At 69.1% G+C, this 16,275-nt stretch carries 18 protein-coding genes and 1 pseudogene; 3 read left to right on the forward strand and 16 right to left on the reverse strand.

Features of this window, described 5'->3' with window-relative positions; genetic code table 11:
* Window positions 1-9: 9 nt before the first annotated feature.
* The 15 genes and pseudogenes from IC63_RS13985 to IC63_RS14045 all read right to left on the reverse strand — a co-directional run bounded on the left by IC63_RS13985 (window position 10) and on the right by IC63_RS14045 (window position 12,242).
* Window positions 10-753, reverse strand: coding sequence for a hypothetical protein (locus tag IC63_RS13985; protein ID WP_036721359.1), 744 nt, complete (start codon window positions 751-753; stop codon window positions 10-12).
* Between the two features lie 5 nt (window positions 754-758).
* Entirely contained in the window at window positions 759-1,211 is a 453-nt protein-coding gene (locus IC63_RS13990) for an ExbD/TolR family protein (RefSeq protein ID WP_036721363.1), read from the reverse strand.
* Complete coding sequence (gene tolQ / locus IC63_RS13995; protein ID WP_036721365.1) at window positions 1,212-1,904, reverse strand: protein TolQ; 693 nt, start codon at window positions 1,902-1,904, stop codon at window positions 1,212-1,214.
* Window positions 1,905-2,071: 167 nt separating this feature from the next.
* Window positions 2,072-2,467 (reverse strand): tol-pal system-associated acyl-CoA thioesterase, encoded by a 396-nt coding sequence (ybgC, locus tag IC63_RS14000; RefSeq protein ID WP_036721367.1) that lies wholly within the window; start codon window positions 2,465-2,467, stop codon window positions 2,072-2,074.
* A gap of 9 nt (window positions 2,468-2,476) precedes the next feature.
* Complete coding sequence (locus tag IC63_RS14005; protein ID WP_036721369.1) at window positions 2,477-3,049, reverse strand: hypothetical protein; 573 nt, start codon at window positions 3,047-3,049, stop codon at window positions 2,477-2,479.
* Window positions 3,049-3,624, reverse strand: a complete 576-nt coding sequence (locus tag IC63_RS14010; RefSeq protein ID WP_036721370.1) for a putative glycolipid-binding domain-containing protein — start codon at window positions 3,622-3,624, stop codon at window positions 3,049-3,051. The genes IC63_RS14005 and IC63_RS14010 overlap by 1 nt, the downstream gene beginning before the upstream one ends.
* 14 nt (window positions 3,625-3,638) lie before the next feature.
* Window positions 3,639-4,265 (reverse strand): CoA transferase subunit B, encoded by a 627-nt coding sequence (locus IC63_RS14015; protein WP_036721372.1) that lies wholly within the window; start codon window positions 4,263-4,265, stop codon window positions 3,639-3,641.
* Entirely contained in the window at window positions 4,265-4,492 is a 228-nt protein-coding gene (locus IC63_RS18255) for a hypothetical protein (protein WP_156965501.1), read from the reverse strand. The genes IC63_RS14015 and IC63_RS18255 overlap by 1 nt, the downstream gene beginning before the upstream one ends.
* Window positions 4,493-5,197: a CoA transferase subunit A gene (locus IC63_RS14020; RefSeq protein ID WP_036721375.1), complete on the reverse strand. Its 705-nt coding sequence runs from the start codon at window positions 5,195-5,197 to the stop codon at window positions 4,493-4,495.
* 111 nt (window positions 5,198-5,308) lie between these two features.
* The gene (gene topA, locus IC63_RS14025; RefSeq protein ID WP_036721378.1) at window positions 5,309-7,972 is read right to left on the reverse strand and encodes a type I DNA topoisomerase; all 2,664 of its coding nucleotides are present in this window, start codon (window positions 7,970-7,972) and stop codon (window positions 5,309-5,311) included.
* Window positions 7,973-8,188: 216 nt separating this feature from the next.
* The gene (locus IC63_RS14030; RefSeq protein WP_198026339.1) at window positions 8,189-8,977 is read right to left on the reverse strand and encodes a ferredoxin--NADP reductase; all 789 of its coding nucleotides are present in this window, start codon (window positions 8,975-8,977) and stop codon (window positions 8,189-8,191) included.
* A 110-nt stretch (window positions 8,978-9,087) separates the two neighbouring features.
* Window positions 9,088-9,555 (reverse strand): DUF934 domain-containing protein, encoded by a 468-nt coding sequence (locus IC63_RS18935; RefSeq protein WP_332257820.1) that lies wholly within the window; start codon window positions 9,553-9,555, stop codon window positions 9,088-9,090.
* Window positions 9,538-10,260 (reverse strand): annotated as a pseudogene (locus IC63_RS18940) (phosphoadenylyl-sulfate reductase); the annotation flags it as partial. The pseudogene IC63_RS18940 and the gene IC63_RS18935, both read right to left, overlap by 18 nt.
* A complete protein-coding gene (locus IC63_RS14040) occupies window positions 10,253-11,911 on the reverse strand; it encodes a nitrite/sulfite reductase (protein WP_036721382.1) in 1,659 nt (552 codons plus the stop codon). The gene IC63_RS14040 and the pseudogene IC63_RS18940, both read right to left, overlap by 8 nt.
* Window positions 11,904-12,242 carry a DUF2849 domain-containing protein gene (locus IC63_RS14045; protein ID WP_036721384.1) on the reverse strand — a complete coding sequence of 113 codons (339 nt, stop codon included), beginning with the start codon at window positions 12,240-12,242 and terminating at the stop codon, window positions 11,904-11,906. The genes IC63_RS14040 and IC63_RS14045 overlap by 8 nt, the downstream gene beginning before the upstream one ends.
* Before the next feature lie 123 nt (window positions 12,243-12,365).
* Here IC63_RS14045 and IC63_RS14050 point away from each other — a divergent pair, with 123 nt between their 5' ends.
* The 3 genes from IC63_RS14050 (at window position 12,366) to IC63_RS14060 (ending at window position 15,348) form a co-directional block, all read left to right on the forward strand.
* Window positions 12,366-12,854 (forward strand): Lrp/AsnC family transcriptional regulator, encoded by a 489-nt coding sequence (locus IC63_RS14050; protein WP_036721387.1) that lies wholly within the window; start codon window positions 12,366-12,368, stop codon window positions 12,852-12,854.
* A 241-nt stretch (window positions 12,855-13,095) separates the two neighbouring features.
* Window positions 13,096-13,806 carry a CDP-alcohol phosphatidyltransferase family protein gene (locus IC63_RS14055; RefSeq protein WP_036721389.1) on the forward strand — a complete coding sequence of 237 codons (711 nt, stop codon included), beginning with the start codon at window positions 13,096-13,098 and terminating at the stop codon, window positions 13,804-13,806.
* A gap of 69 nt (window positions 13,807-13,875) precedes the next feature.
* Window positions 13,876-15,348 (forward strand): ABC transporter substrate-binding protein, encoded by a 1,473-nt coding sequence (locus IC63_RS14060; protein WP_036721391.1) that lies wholly within the window; start codon window positions 13,876-13,878, stop codon window positions 15,346-15,348.
* Between the two features lie 73 nt (window positions 15,349-15,421).
* Here IC63_RS14060 and IC63_RS14065 read toward each other — a convergent pair.
* A partial coding sequence (locus IC63_RS14065; protein WP_156965502.1) for a lytic transglycosylase domain-containing protein occupies window positions 15,422-16,275 on the reverse strand: 854 nt, incomplete at its 5' end.

The following is a 16,275-nucleotide window of genomic DNA, read 5'->3' on the forward strand; positions in this document are numbered from 1 at the left end:
GATCGTACGTCAGGCAGAGTTGATCCGCGATTCTGCCAAATGACGTAACGTCATACCCAGACGGCCAGGCGGGGAGGCCAAGCCGTCTTCTGGGGGAGGAGCGACAGGTCCCGCATCACCGGCGGGGGCTGTCTCCGTTGGGGGGGGGTCCGCCGCCCCCCGCACACGGAAGGCCCGCCCCGGGGCGCGGCAGGGAGGGCGGCGCGCCGCCCGGGGCGCCGCGCGTCCGCGGGTCAGGGCCGGCGCCGCGGCCGGGGGACGGGGCTGCGCGATCCCGGCGATCTGCCGTTCCACCGGGGCCTCGTCGGCCACCGCCGAGGGCTGCTGCGGCGCCGGCGCCACCGTCGCCACCGCCACCGGCATCTGCGGCACCTGCAGGTCCGACAGGTTCGGCGCCGCCTCGCCCGCCACATCGGGCGCCGGCAGCGCGGTCGGGTCGGCGTCGGGCGCGAGGGGCGACAGCGCCACCGGCCCGCCCGCCACCACCTCGTCCGAGGGCGGGCGCGGCTGCGCGGGCACCGCCGAGGCCTGGTCGCCGACCGGCCCGGCGCCGCGGCTGGCGGCGGCCATCGCCTCGAACTCGACGCTGCTCATCGTCTCGACCGGGGCCATGCGGATCGCCGGCGCCTGCGGCGCGCGGAACAGCGCCCCGCCCAGCGCCACCGCGCCGATCAGCGCGGCGTGGACGACGCCCGACACCCAGGCGCCGACCCGGCGCTCGCGCGCCTCGTCGGGGGGGAAGGGATCAGCCATCCAACTCAGCCGTCCATGCGCGGCCCGCCCGCATCGGTGACCAGCACGATGTCGCGATAGCCAGCGGCGTTCAGCGCCCCCATCACCTGCATGACGCGGGCATAGGGGACCGTGCCGTCGGCGCGCAGGTAGATGCGCGAGGACCGCCGTTCCGTGGCCACCGCGCGCAGCCGGGTGACCAGTTCCGCCTCGGGCACCTCTGTCGTCATCAGGACCAGCGGGCCCTGGGCGGGGACCGAGACGGTCAGCGGTTCCTCGGGTTCCGAGCGCACCGCCTCGGCGGCGGTCTGCGGCAGTTGCAGCGGCACGCCCACGGTCAGCAGCGGCGCCGCGACCATGAAGATGATCAGCAGCACCAGCATCACGTCGACGAAGGGCGTGACGTTGATTTCCGCCATCGGCGCCGCGCGCCGCCGGCCGCGGCGGCGAGAGGTGCCGCGCAGGGTCCCGCCGGCCATTCAGGCGTCCTCGATCTGGCGCGACAGGATGGTCGAGAATTCGTCGGCAAAGGCCTCGTGCTGGCTGGTGATGCGGTCGGCGTCGGTGACCAGCTTGTTGTAGAAGATCACCGCTGGGATGGCCGCCAGCAGGCCCAGCGCGGTCGCGACCAGCGCCTCGGCGATGCCCGGCGCCACAACCGCCAGCGAGGTGTTCTGCGACAGGGCGATGCCCTCGAACGCGGTCTTGATCCCCCAGACGGTGCCGAACAGCCCGATGAAGGGCGCGGTCGAGCCGACCGTGGCGAGGAACGGCAGCCCGCGGGTCAGCCGGTCGCTTTCGCGGTTGATCGCCACGTTCATCGCCCGGTCGATGCGCGACTGGGCGCCGGGGATCAGCTCGCCATCGTCGCGCTGCGACTTGCGCCATTCGGTCATGCCGGCGGAAAAGATGCGCTCGGCCGCCCCCTTGGGCTTGCCGGTCATCCGGTCATACAGGTCGTCCAGCGGCTCGCCCGACCAGAAGCGGCGGTCGAAGCTGCCGCTGTCGCGGCGGGTCGCAACCTGCACCATCAGCTTCTGGATGATGGTCGCCCAAGACCAGACCGAGGCCAGGACCAGCAGCACCATGACGATCTTGACCGTCAGCGAAGCGCGCAGGAACAGCGCGATCAGCGAGAAATCGGCCGGCGCGCCGATTGCGACATTTTCCATGTTGTGCCTGTCCTTGGACTGCCTTGGGGACTGCCTGTGCCCGCAATTTCGCGGTGTTTTGCCGCGATCCTAGCCCGAAAGGCCAGCCGAAGGCCAACACAGTTGCGTGCTTTTTCCGCCGCGTCGGCCGGCCGCCGCGCATGGTCGCCCCGCGCGGGCGGGCCGGGTCAGCCGCCCAGCGCGCCGATCAGCGCCGGCGGCATCCGGTGCGCGCGCATGACGCGGATGTCGACGCAGACCAGCGTCACGGTGGACTGGAACAGCGTTTCGCCGTCGCGGGTGACGGCCTGGTCCAGCTGGATCCGCGAGCCGGTGGCGCTGGTGAGCGTCGTGACGACCTCGAGCGCGTCGTCGAAGCGGGCGGGGCGCAGATAGTCGGCCTCGACCCGGCGGACGACGAAGGCGAGGCCCTCGTCCCTGATCAGCCGCTGCTGGTCGATGCCCAGCTCGCGCAGCCATTCGCTGCGGCCGCGTTCGATGAATTTCAGGTAGTTGGCGTAATAGACGACCTGCCCGAGGTCGGTATCCTCGTAATAGACGCGGATCGGAAAGCGGTGGCTCATGCATGGTCCTTACAGCCGGGCGGCCAGGCGCAGCGCATGGCTGGGATCCCGGGCGCAGGCTGGCAGAGCCGGGTCATAGGCCGCGCGGATCAGCGCCGCAATCCCGGCGCTGGGGGTGACGTGGCGGGCAAAGCTGAGCATCGCGTTGACGCCGGTGTCCTCGGCCAGCACCGCCGGATGGGCCGAGCCCAGCGCGCCCCCCAGCCGCAGGAAGGACAGGCAGGCGCGGATGCCGCCGCCGGCGTCGAAGCGCAGCAGCCGATAGCGGTCGGCCGACTGCGCCGCCAGCCGGGCGGGCAGGTCAGCCAGCCCGGTCAGCCGGTCGAGATCGGGAAGGCCGCCCAGTTCCTCCCAGTCGCGGACGGCAAAGACCATGAAATTGGCCCCCATCTCGGGGTCGGTGTCGGTCATCGGCTGGCCGGCATGGGCCGCGACCGCGGCCAGCGCGGCGCGGAACACGGCCAGCGTCTCGTCCGCCAGGCCGAAGGCGACCGGCGCGATCGGCCGGGCCCAGCGGGCGCACAGGAAGTCGCCGCCGGGCTGGGTGAACAGCACCCCGATCTCGTCCGCGGTCAGCGCCATCAGGCGCCCGCCGGGTCGGGCAGGCGGCGGAAATAGCCCGGATAGTCTATCACCAGCCCGTCCGGGTCCACCGCCAGCTCGGTCGAGAAATGCCGGAACAGCCCCTCGTAGCGGTACCGCTCGCCGCAGAGGCAGGTATAGCGCTGCGGCGCCGGGCGGGGCAGGAAGGCGCCGTCGATCTGGGTGGGCAGCGGCACATAGGCGGCGAGGATCTCGGCCGCCTGCCGGTCGCCCAGGCCCAGCCGGCGGATCGGCAGGGTGTTGGTCGCCGGCGTCACGCCGATGTCCACGTCAAGGCAGCCGTCGAGCTTCGGGATCGGCCGGTCGGTCAGCGCGTCGGTCCAGCGCCCCTGGTCGTCGGCCCGGACCTTGAGCGCCGGGCCGCCGGTATAGAACACCCAGACCTGCCGGGTGCGGCCGGCGGCGTCGGTCTGCACCCGGTAATGGGCGCCGTAGGCACCCTCGCGGTTGCCGACCACGACGCCGTCCAGCGTCAGCCCGTCCGCCGACAGGGTGACGTCGCAGTGGTCCAGCCCCTGCCCGTCCCAGCCCGCCCAGCGCACATGCCGCCGCATCGGCCCCGCCCTTTCTAGGAAATGATCGTCGCCTCGGTGGCGGCGCGCAGTTCGTCCTCGGTCACGCCGTCGGCGCATTCGACGAGCCTGAGCCCGCCGGGCACCACGTCCAGAACGCCCAGGTTGGTGATGATGCGGTCCACGACGCCCTTGCCGGTCAGCGGCAGGGTGCAGGCCTTGAGCACCTTGGATTCGCCGGCCTTGTTGGTGTGGTCCATGACCACGATCACCCGGCGGACCCCGGCGACGAGGTCCATCGCCCCGCCCATGCCCTTGACCAGCTTGCCGGGGATCATCCAGTTCGCCAGGTCGCCGTTCTCGGCGACCTCCATCGCGCCGAGGATCGCCGCCGCGATCTTGCCGCCGCGGATCATCGCGAAGCTTTGGGCGCTGTCGAAATAGGCGGTGCGGGGCAGTTCGGTGATGGTCTGCTTGCCGGCGTTGATGAGATCGGGGTCTTCCTCACCCTCGAACGGGAAGGGGCCCATGCCCAGCATGCCGTTTTCGGACTGCAGCGTGATGTCCTTGTCGCCAACATAGTTGGCGACCAGCGTCGGGATGCCGATGCCGAGATTGACATACATCCCGTCTTCCAGTTCCTGCGCGGCCCGTGCCGCCATCTGGTTGCGGTCCCATGCCATTAAGAGTTCCTCTCCAATCGTGACAGCTGTTGGCCCAACAGCATCTGGGCAACTTCACTCTGCAGGCGCAGCATCCGATCTAATTCATCCCCACTCGGATCAGCGTCTGAGTCAGGATCTTGGTAAAGCGCAAAAACTCCCTCGCCTTCCAACTCCGCAATGAGATTTTGCGCGGCCCGAAAAGCTTCTTTTACCCTCGTTATATCAACCTCTTTGACATACGACATTCACGCCTCCTCGCGCTTTCTCACCGTGCGCTGCTCGATGCGCTTTTCGTGGTCGCCCTGGATGATCCGGTGCACGTAGATGCCCGGCAGGTGGATGTGGTCGGGGTCCAGCGAGCCGGTGGGCACGATCTCTTCGACCTCGACCACGCAGATCTTGCCGCAGGTGGCGGCCGGGACGTTGAAGTTGCGGGCGGTCTTGCGGAACACGAGGTTGCCGGTCTCGTCGGCCTTCCACGCCTTGACGATGGCCAGGTCGGTCACGATGCCGCGTTCCAGGATATAGTCCTGACCGTCGAAGTTCTTGACCTCTTTGCCCTCGGCGATGACGGTGCCGACGCCGGTCTTGGTGTAGAAGCCGGGGATCCCAGCCCCGCCCGCGCGCATCCGTTCGGCCAGCGTGCCCTGCGGGTTGAATTCCAGTTCCAGCTCGCCGGACAGGTACTGGCGCATGAACTCGGCGTTCTCGCCGACATAGGACGACTGCATCTTCTTAATCTGCTTGCTGTCGAGCAGGATGCCCAGTCCGAACCCGTCCACGCCGCAGTTGTTCGAGGCGATGGTCAGATCCTTGACGCCCGACTTGTGGATCGCGGCGATCAGCAGTTCCGGGATGCCGCAGAGGCCAAAGCCCCCCGCGGCGATCGACATGCCGTCCTTGAGCACGCCGTCCAGCGCGGCCTCGGCGTTGTCATAGACCTTTTTCACAGAGCCCTCCCACAAATGCGTCGCAGCCGTGTTTGGCGGCGGGGCGGGGCGGAGTCAATCAGCCCGCCGCCGTCCCGTGGCCGAACCGCGGGGCCTCTGCGGGGCGAGGTGTCAGGCGTCGGAGTCCGGGCCTGCCGCGGGGGTCTTCGCCGGCTTCTTTGCGGCGGCGGTCCTGGTGGCGGGCTTCTTCGCGGCGGTCTTCCCTGCGGTCTTCCCTGCGGCCGGCTTCTTCGCCGGGGTCTTCTTCGCCGCCGTCTTCTTCGCCGCCGTCTTCGCCGTCTTCGGCGCGGCCTTCGCCGCCGCCTTCCGCGGCGCCTTGCCGCCCTTGGTGGCCTTCGCGGCGATCAGTTCCAGCGCCTTGTCCATGTCGATCGTCTCGGGCGTCACGTCGCGGGGCAGCGTGGCGTTGACCCTGCCCCATTTGACATAGGGCCCGAAGCGCCCGTTCAGCACCTGCACCGGCCCGCCATCGGGATGCTCGCCCAGTTCCTTCAGCGCCGCGGCAGGCGCACCCCGCCCGCGCTGGGGTTTCGAGGCCAGCACTTCGACCGCGCGGTTCATGCCGATGGTGAATACCTCGTCCACCTCAGGCAGGTTGGCATATTTCGCGCCGTGCTTGACGTAGGGCCCATAGCGGCCGATCCCGGCCTCGACCACCGCGCCATCCTCGGGGTGCGGGCCGATCTCGCGCGGCAGGGACAGCAGCATCAGCGCCTTTTCCAGGTCCATAGACCCGGCGTCCCACCCCTTGGGGATCGAGGCGCGGGGCGGCTTGGGCTGCTCGGCCGTCGCCTCGCCGCGCTGGACATAGGGGCCGAAGCGGCCGTTTTTCAGGCTGATCTCGACCCCCTCCGGGTCCAGCCCCAGCACCGCATCGCCCACCGCCTCGCCATCCGGGCCGCCCAGCGGGCGGGTATAGCGGCATTCGGGATAGTTGTTGCAGCCGATGAAGGCCCCGCCCGACCGCGCGGTCTTGAGGTTCAGCCGCCCCTGCCCGCACAGCGGACAGACGCGCGGGTCGGACCCGTCGCCCGGATCGGGATACAGATGCGGGGCCATCGCCTCGTTGATCGCCTCGAGCACCTCGGTGATCCGCAGTTCGCTGGTATCGGCCAGCGCGGCCGAGAAATCGCGCCAGAACCGCCGCAGCACCTCGCGGTATTCGCGCGACCCCGAGGAGATGTCGTCCAGCTCCCCCTCCATGTCGGCGGTGAAGTCGTAGGAGACGTAGCGCGGGAAATACTTCACCAGGAACGCCGTCACCAGCCGGCCCTTGTCCTCGGCGATCAGGCGGTTCTTGTCCTTGCGGACATAGTCGCGGTCCTGGATCGTGGTGACGATGCTGGCATAGGTCGAGGGCCGGCCGATGCCGAGTTCCTCCATCCGCTTGACCAGAGTCGCCTCGGTGTAGCGCGGCGGCGGCTGGGTGAAGTGCTGTTCGGGGGTCACCTCGCGCTTGGCAGCGGCCTCGCCCTCGGCGATCTGCGGCAGGCGGGCGCTGTCCTCGCCCTCGTCGTCGTCATGGCCCTGGTCGTAGATTTTCAGGAACCCGTCGAACAGCATCACCTGCCCGGTGGCGCGCAGCCCGACCTGCCCGTCGGCGCTGCCGATCTCGACCGTGGTGCGCTCCATCCGCGCGGCTTCCATCTGCGACGCGAGCGTGCGCTTCCAGATCAGGTCATAAAGCTTGCGCTGCTCGGGCTCGACGTTCAGCTTGTCGGGCGACAGCATCATGTCGGTCGGCCGGATGCATTCGTGGGCTTCCTGCGCGTTCTTGGCCTTGTTCTTGTACATCCGCGGCGATTTCGGGACGTAGTCGGCGCCGAAACGGGCCTTGATCGCGTCGCGCGCGGCCATCACGGCCTCGGGCGCCATGTCGATGCCGTCGGTCCGCATGTAGGTGATATAGCCTGCCTCATACAGCCGCTGCGCCGCGCTCATGCAGGCGCGGGCGCCAACGCCCAGCTTGCGGCTGGCCTCCTGCTGCAGGGTCGAGGTCATGAAGGGCGGCCACGGGTTGCGGCTGGTGGGCTTGGCGGTGACCGAGGTCACGGTCAGGTCGCGGGAGTTGACGGCGCTGACGGCAAGCCGGGCGGCTTCCTCGTTCGCCAGATCATAGCGTTCCAGCTTCCTGCCGGCATAGCTGACCAGCTGGGCGCGGTATTCGTCCCCATTGGGGGTCGCCAGGGTGGCGTGGACGGTCCAGTATTCGCGGGCGCGGAACGCCTCGATCTCCATCTCGCGATCGACGATGATCCGCAGCGCGACCGACTGCACCCGCCCGGCCGAGCGCGAGCCGGGCAGCTTGCGCCACAGCACCGGCGAGAGGTTGAAGCCGACGAGGTAATCCAGCGCCCGGCGCGCCAGATAGGCGTCGACCAGCGGCTGGTCGATGTCGCGCGGATTGGCCATCGCCTCGGTCACCGCGGATTTGGTGATCGCGTTGAAGGTGACGCGGCTGACCTGTGCCTTCTTCAGCGACGAGGCCAGCGCCTCGCGCAGGTGCCAGCTGATCGCCTCGCCCTCGCGGTCGGGGTCGGTGGCGAGGATCAGGTTCGGGTCGCGGGCCAGCGCGTCCTTGATCGCCTTGACGTGCTTTTTCGAGTCCGACGCGACTTCCCATTTCATCGCAAAATCGTCGTCGGTATCGACCGAACCGTCCTTGGGCGGCAGGTCGCGGACATGGCCGAAGGACGCCAGAACCGTGTAATCGTCGCCCAGATACTTGTTGATCGTCTTGGCCTTGGCGGGGGATTCGACGACGACGACGGGCATGAGGCTCTCCGGGGACTATTCGGGCCGGGAACATGGGCACCGCGGCGAGGGGTGTCAACGGCAGGACCGGGGCGCTGCCCCGGACCCCGGGATATTTGGGCAAAGAAGAAGCCCGGAAGCCGAGGCCCCGGGCAGCGCTTTCTTCTTTGCTCAAGTATCCGCGGGGGAGCCTCGGGACGAGGCGGGGGCGGCAGCCCCCTTGCTGCCGCCGTCGGTTCAGATGCCGTCGCCGACGAAGGCCTTTTCGACCACGAATTCCTTGGGATCGCTGTTGGCGCCCTCGCGCAGGCCAAAGCCTTCCAGCACCGCCTTGACGTCGATGTTGAAGGCGAGGCTGCCGCAGACCATCGCCCGGTCCTCGGCCGGGTTCATCGGCGGCAGGCCCAGATCGGCGAACACCTTGCCCGAGCTGAGGTTGTCGGTGATCCGTCCCATGCGCTCGGTCGTCTCGCGGGTGGTGGTCGGGTAATAGACCAGCCGCTTGTCGAAATCCGCGCCGAACATCTCGGTCAGCAGTTCGTCGCCATGCAGCCCGGCCACGAGGTCGCGGCCATATTCCAGCTCGGCCGCCTCGCGGCAGGTGTGCATCATGATGACCTGATCATAGCGCTCGAAGGTCTCGGGGTCGCGCATCAGGCTGGCGAAGGGCGCGATGCCGGTGCCGGTCGCGAGGAACCACAGCCGCTTGCCCGGCAGCAGCGCGTCCAGCACCAGCGTGCCCACGGGCTTGGGGCGCAGGATGATCTGGTCGCCGGGCTGGATGTGCTGCAGCCGCGAGGTCAGCGGCCCGTCCGGGACCTTGATCGAGTAGAACTCCAGCTCCTCGTCCCAGCTGGGCGAGGCGATGGAATAGGCGCGCAGGATCGGCTTGCCGCGCTCGTCGGGCAGGCCGATCATCACGAACTCGCCCGACCGGAAGCGCAGCGAGGCGGGCCGGGTCACGCGGAACGAAAACAGCCGGTCGGTCCAGTGCCGCACGGCGGTCACGGTCTGCGCGTCGGGCATCAGCGCGGCGGTCGAGGCGGGTTTGGCGTCAGGGGTGGGCAGGTCGGCCACGGGGAAATCCAGCGTCATATCGGTGTCCCGGAATATCTAGAGGAAAGAGGAGGCCGCTTCTAGCCCGCCAGCCGCGACCGGTGGTCCCAGGCGCGCCAGTCGGCGCGGGCGAGCCACTGGCCGGCGGGCTGGCGGCGGGCGAGGGCGGCGGGGATCTGGACCTCGTCGATGCCCACGCGCCGGGCCATCGCATACTGGTCGGCGATCAGCCCGCCGGTGGCGCGGATGCGGCCGGCGAAGCCCAACTCGCGCAGGATGCGGGCCAGGGAAAAGCCGCGGCCGTCGGTCATGGCGGGGAACTCGACCGCGATCAGGCCGGCGTTCAGATACTGGCCCAGCGTCGACGGGTCGGTGTCGGGGGGCAGCGTCACGTCCGGGTCGCCCTCGACCGGGTGAAAGCCGTCATCGCGGACCAGCACGGGGGCGTCGGGCAGCGGAACGATCTCGGCGGTCTGGATCACGGTCTCGGTCATGGTGTCGGTCTCTGGTTCCGGGGCGGCGTCGGGCGCGATCGGTCCGCGCACCATCTTGCCGCCGATGAAATGGATGCCGCATTCGGTCTTGGCCTGGCCGCGCCAGCGGCCCGAGCGCGGGTCCTCGCCCGCCGCCACCGGCGAGGTGCAGGGCGCGCAGCCGATCGAGGGATAGCCGCGGGCCACCAGCGGATGCCGGGGCAGCGCGTTCTCGTCCATGTAGTCGGCCACGTCCTGCGGACGCCAGTGCGCCAGCGGGTTGACCCGCAGCCGGCCGGGGGCCTCGGGCTCGAAGAAGTCCAGCTCGACCCGCTGGCCGCCCTGAAAGCGCTTGCGCCCGGTGATCCAGCCGTCGAAGCCGGCCAGAGCGGCCTCCAGCGGCACCACCTTGCGCAGGTCGCAGCAGGCGTCCGTGTCGCGCTGGTGCAGCGTGCCGTCGGGGTCGCGGGCGGCGATCTGTTCGGCGCTGGCGCGGATCACCCGGATGTCGGTCAGCGGCAGGCGTTCGGCGATCTGGCGCTGATAGGCGAGCGTCTCGGGGAACAGCATCTCGGTGTCGATGAACAGCACCGGGGTGTCCGGCGCCACCACCGACAGCATGTGCAGCAGCACCACCGATTCCGCCCCGAACGAGGACACCAGCGCGACCTTGCCCAGATCGGGGTCGGCCAGCGCGTGGCGCAGCACCTGCACCGCGGCGTGGTTGCGATAGCGCGCGTTCAGCGTCGCGGCGCGGTCTTCCAGGCTGAGATCAAGCATGAGCGCCCTCGGCCGGATACAGCGCCGCCCTGAAGGGCGCGGGCCCCAGCCGGCGCAGCGCGTCGATGAAGCGTTCCTCGGGCGATTCCCGGACCTGCAGATAGGCGTCGATCAGCCGCCCCACGGCCGGGACGACCTGGTCATAGGGGAAGCCGGCGCCCGCGCGTTCCCCGATGGCGGGCTGGTCATAGCCGTCGCCGCCCAGCGTGATCTGGTAGTTCTCGACCCCCGCCCGGTCCAGCCCGAGGATGCCGACATGGCCCAGATGGTGATGCCCGCAGGCGTTGATGCAGCCCGAGATGCGGACGTCGAAGGCGCCGATCTCGTCCTCGAGATCGCGCTCGCGGACATAGGCCGCCAGCTCCTGCGCGACGGGGATCGAGCGGGCGGTGGCGAGGGTGCAGAAATCCATCCCCGGGCAGGCCACGATGTCGGTGATCCGCCCGGCATTGGCCGTGGCCAGACCGGCCGCGCGCAGGGCGGCATACAGCGCCGGCAGCTCGGCCCGGTGGACATGCGGCAGCACCACGTTCTGGTCATGGGCGATGCGGATATCGCCATGGGCGTGGCGTTCGGCCAGGTCGGCGATCAGCCGCATCTGCTCGGCCGTGCAGTCGCCGGGGGTGGCGCCGGGGGCCTTGAGCGTGATCGTCACGCTGACGTAGCCCGGGGCGCGATGGGCCGACAGGTTGGTATCGGTGAACGACCGGAAGGCCGGGTTTGCGGCCCGCTCGGCCTCGTAGGCCGCGTCGTCGGGGGCGCGGAAAGCGGGGGCGGCAAAGCGCGCGGTCAGCCCGTCCAGCAGGTCGAGGTCGACGCCGCGGAACGCCGCCCGGCGGCGAAGGAATTCCTCCTCGATCTCGGCCCGCATGACGTCGAGGCCGCGTTCGGCGACGGTGACCTTGATGCGGGCCTTGTACTTGTTGTCGCGCCGGCCGCTGAGGTTGTAGGCGGCGAGGATCGCCTCGACATAGGGCAGCAGGTCGGCAGCGGGCAGGAACTCGCGCACCACCTTGCCCAGCAGCGGCGTGCGGCCCAGCCCGCCGCCGATCCAGACCTGAAAGCCCAGATTGCCGTCCTGCCGAACCAGCCGCAGGCCGATGTCGTGGGCCGGGATCACCGCGCGGTCCTTTTCGCCGCCCGAGACGGCGATCTTGAACTTGCGCGGCAGGAACTGGAACTCGGCATGGTCGGTGGACCAGATGCGCAGCAGCTCGGCCCAGGGGCGCGGATCGGCGGCCTCGTCGGCGGCGGCGCCGGCAAAGGCGTCGGTGGTGACGTTGCGGATCGTGTTCCCCGAGGTCTGGATCGCGTGCAGCCCGACATCGGCCAAGGCGTCCAGCATGTCCGGGATATCGACCAGCCGCGGCCAGTTGAATTGCATGTTCTGGCGGGTGGTGAAGTGCCCGTAGCCGCGGTCCCAGCGGTCGGCGATATGGGCCAGCCCGCGCAGCTGGTCGGGGCTGATCGTGCCATAGGGGATCGCCACCCGCAGCATGTAGGCGTGCAGCTGCAGATAGACGCCGTTCATCAGCCGCAGCGGGCGGAACTCGTCCTCGGTCAGGCTGCCGTCCAGTCGGCGTTCGACCTGGGCACGGAACTGGGCGGCGCGGTGATGCAGGTAGGATTGCGGTTTGGCGGCATCAAACATGGCTGGCCTCGGGCTGGCGGGCATTGGCGTTTCGGGCGGCGGGTTCGGTGGTTGGCCCGCCATTGCGGAAGGCCTCGCGGAAATGGGCGGGGGCGGCGCGGCCGTCGGGACCGCGGGCGGCCTCGATCAGGTAGGGGCCGACGACGACATGACCCTGGGCTTGCGCGTCGAGCAGCGCCAGTTCGGCCAGGCCGGGGTCCTCGTACAGCACCGCCTCGGCCGGCTTGGCGGTCCAGCCGCCCTCGCCCATCCAGACGCAGCGGCCGTCGCGCAGATCGTTGGCGGTGAGGACCGCGGGGGTTTCCGGCGAGGGAACGAAGGTCTTGGACATGGCGCAGTTGCTCCGGCTTGACTAGTGTCAGAATAGGAAATTCATGTTGCAAAGCGCTAGACATGCGGGAAAATAAGGACGCAGCTTCAGCCTGACTGCGCCCAACAGGAAAGATGTTCCGGAATGACCGCTTCGCCGCAGACGCCGGTCCGGCTGGACGAGACCGACCGCAAGATACTGTCCCTGCTGCAAGAGGACGCGAGCCTGCCGCTGGAGGAGATCGCGACCCGCGTCGGCGCCTCGCGCACCCCGGTCTGGAACCGGATTCGCAAGCTGCGCGACCAGGGGGTGATCCGCGGCCAGGTGGCGCTGCTGGATGCCGAGGCGCTGGGGCTCGAGGCGTGTTTCTTCGTCCTGATCCGCACCACCGAACACGACGCCGACTGGGCGGCGCGGTTCCTGGCCGCGGTCCGCAGCCGCCCCGAGGTGATCGAGGCGCACCGGCTGGCCGGCGACATCGACTATATCCTCAAGGTGATGGTGCGGAACGCCCGCGCCTATGACCGCTTCTACCAGTCGCTGATTTCCGAGATCCGCATCCAGAACGTCACTGCGCTGCTGTCGATGGAGGAGATGAAGGCGACCTCGGCCCTGCCCATCGCGCCGGCCTGACGCGCCCAGCCGGGGAGGGCCCGATGCCCCCCAGAGCGGCACGGCTTCTTCTTTGCCGAAATATCCCCGCCGGAGGCTCCCGAGCGCCCGGACAACAGTCCAGTGGGCTGGTTCAGCGAGGGAGGCCAGCGATAGCTGGCACAGGCGAGCGCCCGGACTACACGCCAGCCGCCAGTCTCAGCGAACCAGCGCCACAGCTTGCCGGTTGCACCGCCCCGCCCCCGGTGCGACAAGGCGCGTCATGGATTTGCGTCTCAAGGCCCTCGGGGTCCATCTGTTCACGGCCACCGGGTCCGTCCTGTCCATGCTCGCGCTGCTGGCGGCGGTCGAGGGGGAATGGTCCACCATGTTCGGCTGGCTGATCGTGGCGCTGGTCGTGGACGGCGTCGACGGCCCGCTGGCGCGGCGCTATCGGGTCAAGGAGAACTGGCAGACGCATGACGGGGTGCTGATGGACCTCATCATCGACTATCTGACCTATGTGTTCATCCCCGCCTTCGCGCTGTTCAAGTCCGGGCTGCTGAACGGCTGGACCGGCTGGCTGTGCATCATCGCCATCGTCTATGGCTCGGTGATCTACTTCGCTGACACCCGGATGAAGACCCGCGACAACAGCTTCTCGGGCTTTCCGGCCTGCTGGAACATGGTCGTGCTGGTGCTGTTCGCGCTGAAACCGCATTTCTGGGTGATCGCGATCATCGTGGTGGCGCTGACCGTGGCGATGTTCCTGCCGGTCAAGTTCATCCACCCGGTGCGCACCGAACGCTGGCGGGCGATCTCGCTGCCGATGACGGCGGCCTGGGTGGTGTTCGCGGGCTGGGCGATCGCGGTCGGCTTCCACCCGCAAAGCTGGGCGCTGTGGGGGCTGGTGGTCACCTCGCTGTGGCTGATGCTGGCCGGCGCGGTGCAGCAGCTGATCCCCGCCAACGTTCCGCCGCAACGCAGCGCTTGATCGGGCGGCTCGCTCGCCCCTAGGGTTCCCGCGACGGCCCGCAGGGGCCGAACCGACAAGGGGACCCCGATGTTTCACCGACTTCTCACCACGGCGGCCGCGCTGGCGCTGCTGGCCGGGCCGGCGCTGGCCGCGCAGGACACGATCCGCCTCGGCATGGTGCTGGAACCGCCGGGGCTGGACCCCACGGCCAACGCCGCCGCGGCGATCGACGAGATCACCTATGCCAACATCTTCGAAAGCCTGACCCGCTTTGCCGCCGATGGCAGCATCGTCCCCGGCCTCGCCGAAAGCTGGGAGGCGAAGGACGGCGGCAAGGTCTATGAATTCAAGCTCCGCAAGGGCGTGAAATTCCACGACGGGGCGGATTTCGACGCCTCGGACGTGGTGTTCTCGCTGGACCGCGCCCGCGCCCCCGATTCCACCAACGCGCAGAAGGAGCTGTTCGCCGACATCGCCAGCGTCAAGGCGGTCGCGCCGGATCTCGTGCGGGTCACGCTGAACGGGCCGGACGGGCTGTTCCCGTGGAAGATGGCCTGGGGCGACGCGGCGATCATGGACCCGGCCTCGGCCGCGGGTGCTGCGACCAAGCCGGTGGGCACCGGGCCGTTCCAGTTCAAGGAATGGACCCAGGGCGACCACGTCACCCTGACCGCCTTCGACGGCTACTGGGGCGACAAGCCGGCGCTGAAGACGGCGACCTTCCGTTTCATCTCGGACCCCACGGCGGCCTTCGCGGCGATGATGGCGGGCGACGTCGATGCCTTCCCGATCTATCCCGCGCCGGAAACGCTGGACCAGCTGAAGGCCGATCCGCGCTTCAAGGTGATCGTCGGGACGACCGAGGGCGAGACGATCCTGTCGATGAACAACCGCAACGCGCCCTTGGACAACCCCAAGGTGCGCGAAGCGATCGCCCTGGCCGTGGACCGGCAGGCGATCATCGACGGCGCAATGTTCGGCTATGGCACCCCCATCGGCAGCCATTTCGCCCCGCACAACCCGGATTACGTCGATCTCGTCGGCAAGACCCCGCACGACCCGGAAAAGGCCAAGGCGCTGCTGGCCGAGGCCGGCGTCAAGGACCTGAAGCTGCGCCTCGCCCTGCCGCCGCCGCCCTATGCCCGCCGCGGGGGCGAGATCGTCGCCGCCGAGCTGCGCGACGTCGGGATCGAGACCGAGACCACCAACATGGAATGGGCCCAGTGGCTGGAAACGGTCTACAAGAACCACGATTTCGACCTGACCATCATCAGCCATGTCGAGCCGATGGATGTCGGCATCTACGCTCGCGACGGCTATTACATCGGCTATGACAACGCAGATTACCGGGCGCTGATGGACCGGCTGAAAGCCGCGGTCGATCCGGCCGAGCGCAGCGTGGTCCTGAAGGAGGCGCAGGAGAAGCTGGCCGCCGACCACCCCGTGGCCTACCTGTTCCAGCTGGCCAAGACCGGCGTCGCCGATGCGCGGATCGAGGGGCTGTGGGAAAACGCGCCCTCGCCGTCGAACGACCTCAGCAAGGTGCGCTGGACCGAGTGACGTGACGCGGGGGGCTTTCCGCCCCCCGCACCCCCCGAGGATATTTCTCGACAGAAGATCGCGGGGGCGGGCGTCAGTTCTTCAGCACGATGCAGCGCCCGCCCAGGGCGCGGAACTGGCTGCAGAAGGCGTTGGCCTCGCCGCGCGAGGAATAGCCGATCTGCGCGGTATAGACGCGCCGGCCCGTGCCGGTGAGTTTCTTGCGGACATAGCTGACGCGCTTGCCGCCCAGGATCGGGCGCAACTGGCGGTTCAGCCGGTTGACCTGGCTCTGCGCCCCCGACTGCTTGGGGTGCGAGGCGAGGATCACGCCCCACGGCCAGACCCGCTGCTTGGTCGAGAACTCCTTGAGCGAGCGGTTCCCCGCCAGCTTGATGCAGGCGTCGCGGAAGCCCTGTTCCTTGCTCAGCCGGATGTCGATTTCGGCCGGCGGGTCGTCGCGCCATTTCCAGGCGTTGTGGCCGGTGATCGCCTCGACGTAATCCTGCGTCTCGTAAGGCAGCACCTGGCCGCCATTGTAGAACCGCAGCGCCCTTGCCTCGCCGCCGTTATAGGCGACCGCCGCGAGGCCCATGTTGCCGAAGCCGTCGATCAGGTAGCGCAGGTAGTCGGCCGAGGCATGGATCGCCTTGGCGGGGTTTAACGGGTCGTCGAGCTTCCGGATGCGGGCCGTTTCGGGCATGAACTGGGCGATGCCCAGGGCGCCGACCGGCGAGACGGCCTCGGGCTCGAACATGCTTTCCTTCCACAGCAGCCGGGCCAGGAAATTGGGGTCGAGCCGGTTTTCGCCGGCCGCCTTCTCGATGGTGCGGCAGACGTCCGAGACATAGCTCGCCACCGTGATGCAGCTGCGCTGGTCGATGGTGCAGCGGCGGGTCTTGTCGTCGGCCGCGGGCTGCATCGGGCCGACGGCCGGGGGGGTGGCGG

This window comes from Paracoccus sphaerophysae, from assembly GCF_000763805.1.
In the GTDB taxonomy this organism is placed as follows: Bacteria; Pseudomonadota; Alphaproteobacteria; order Rhodobacterales; family Rhodobacteraceae; genus Paracoccus; species Paracoccus sphaerophysae.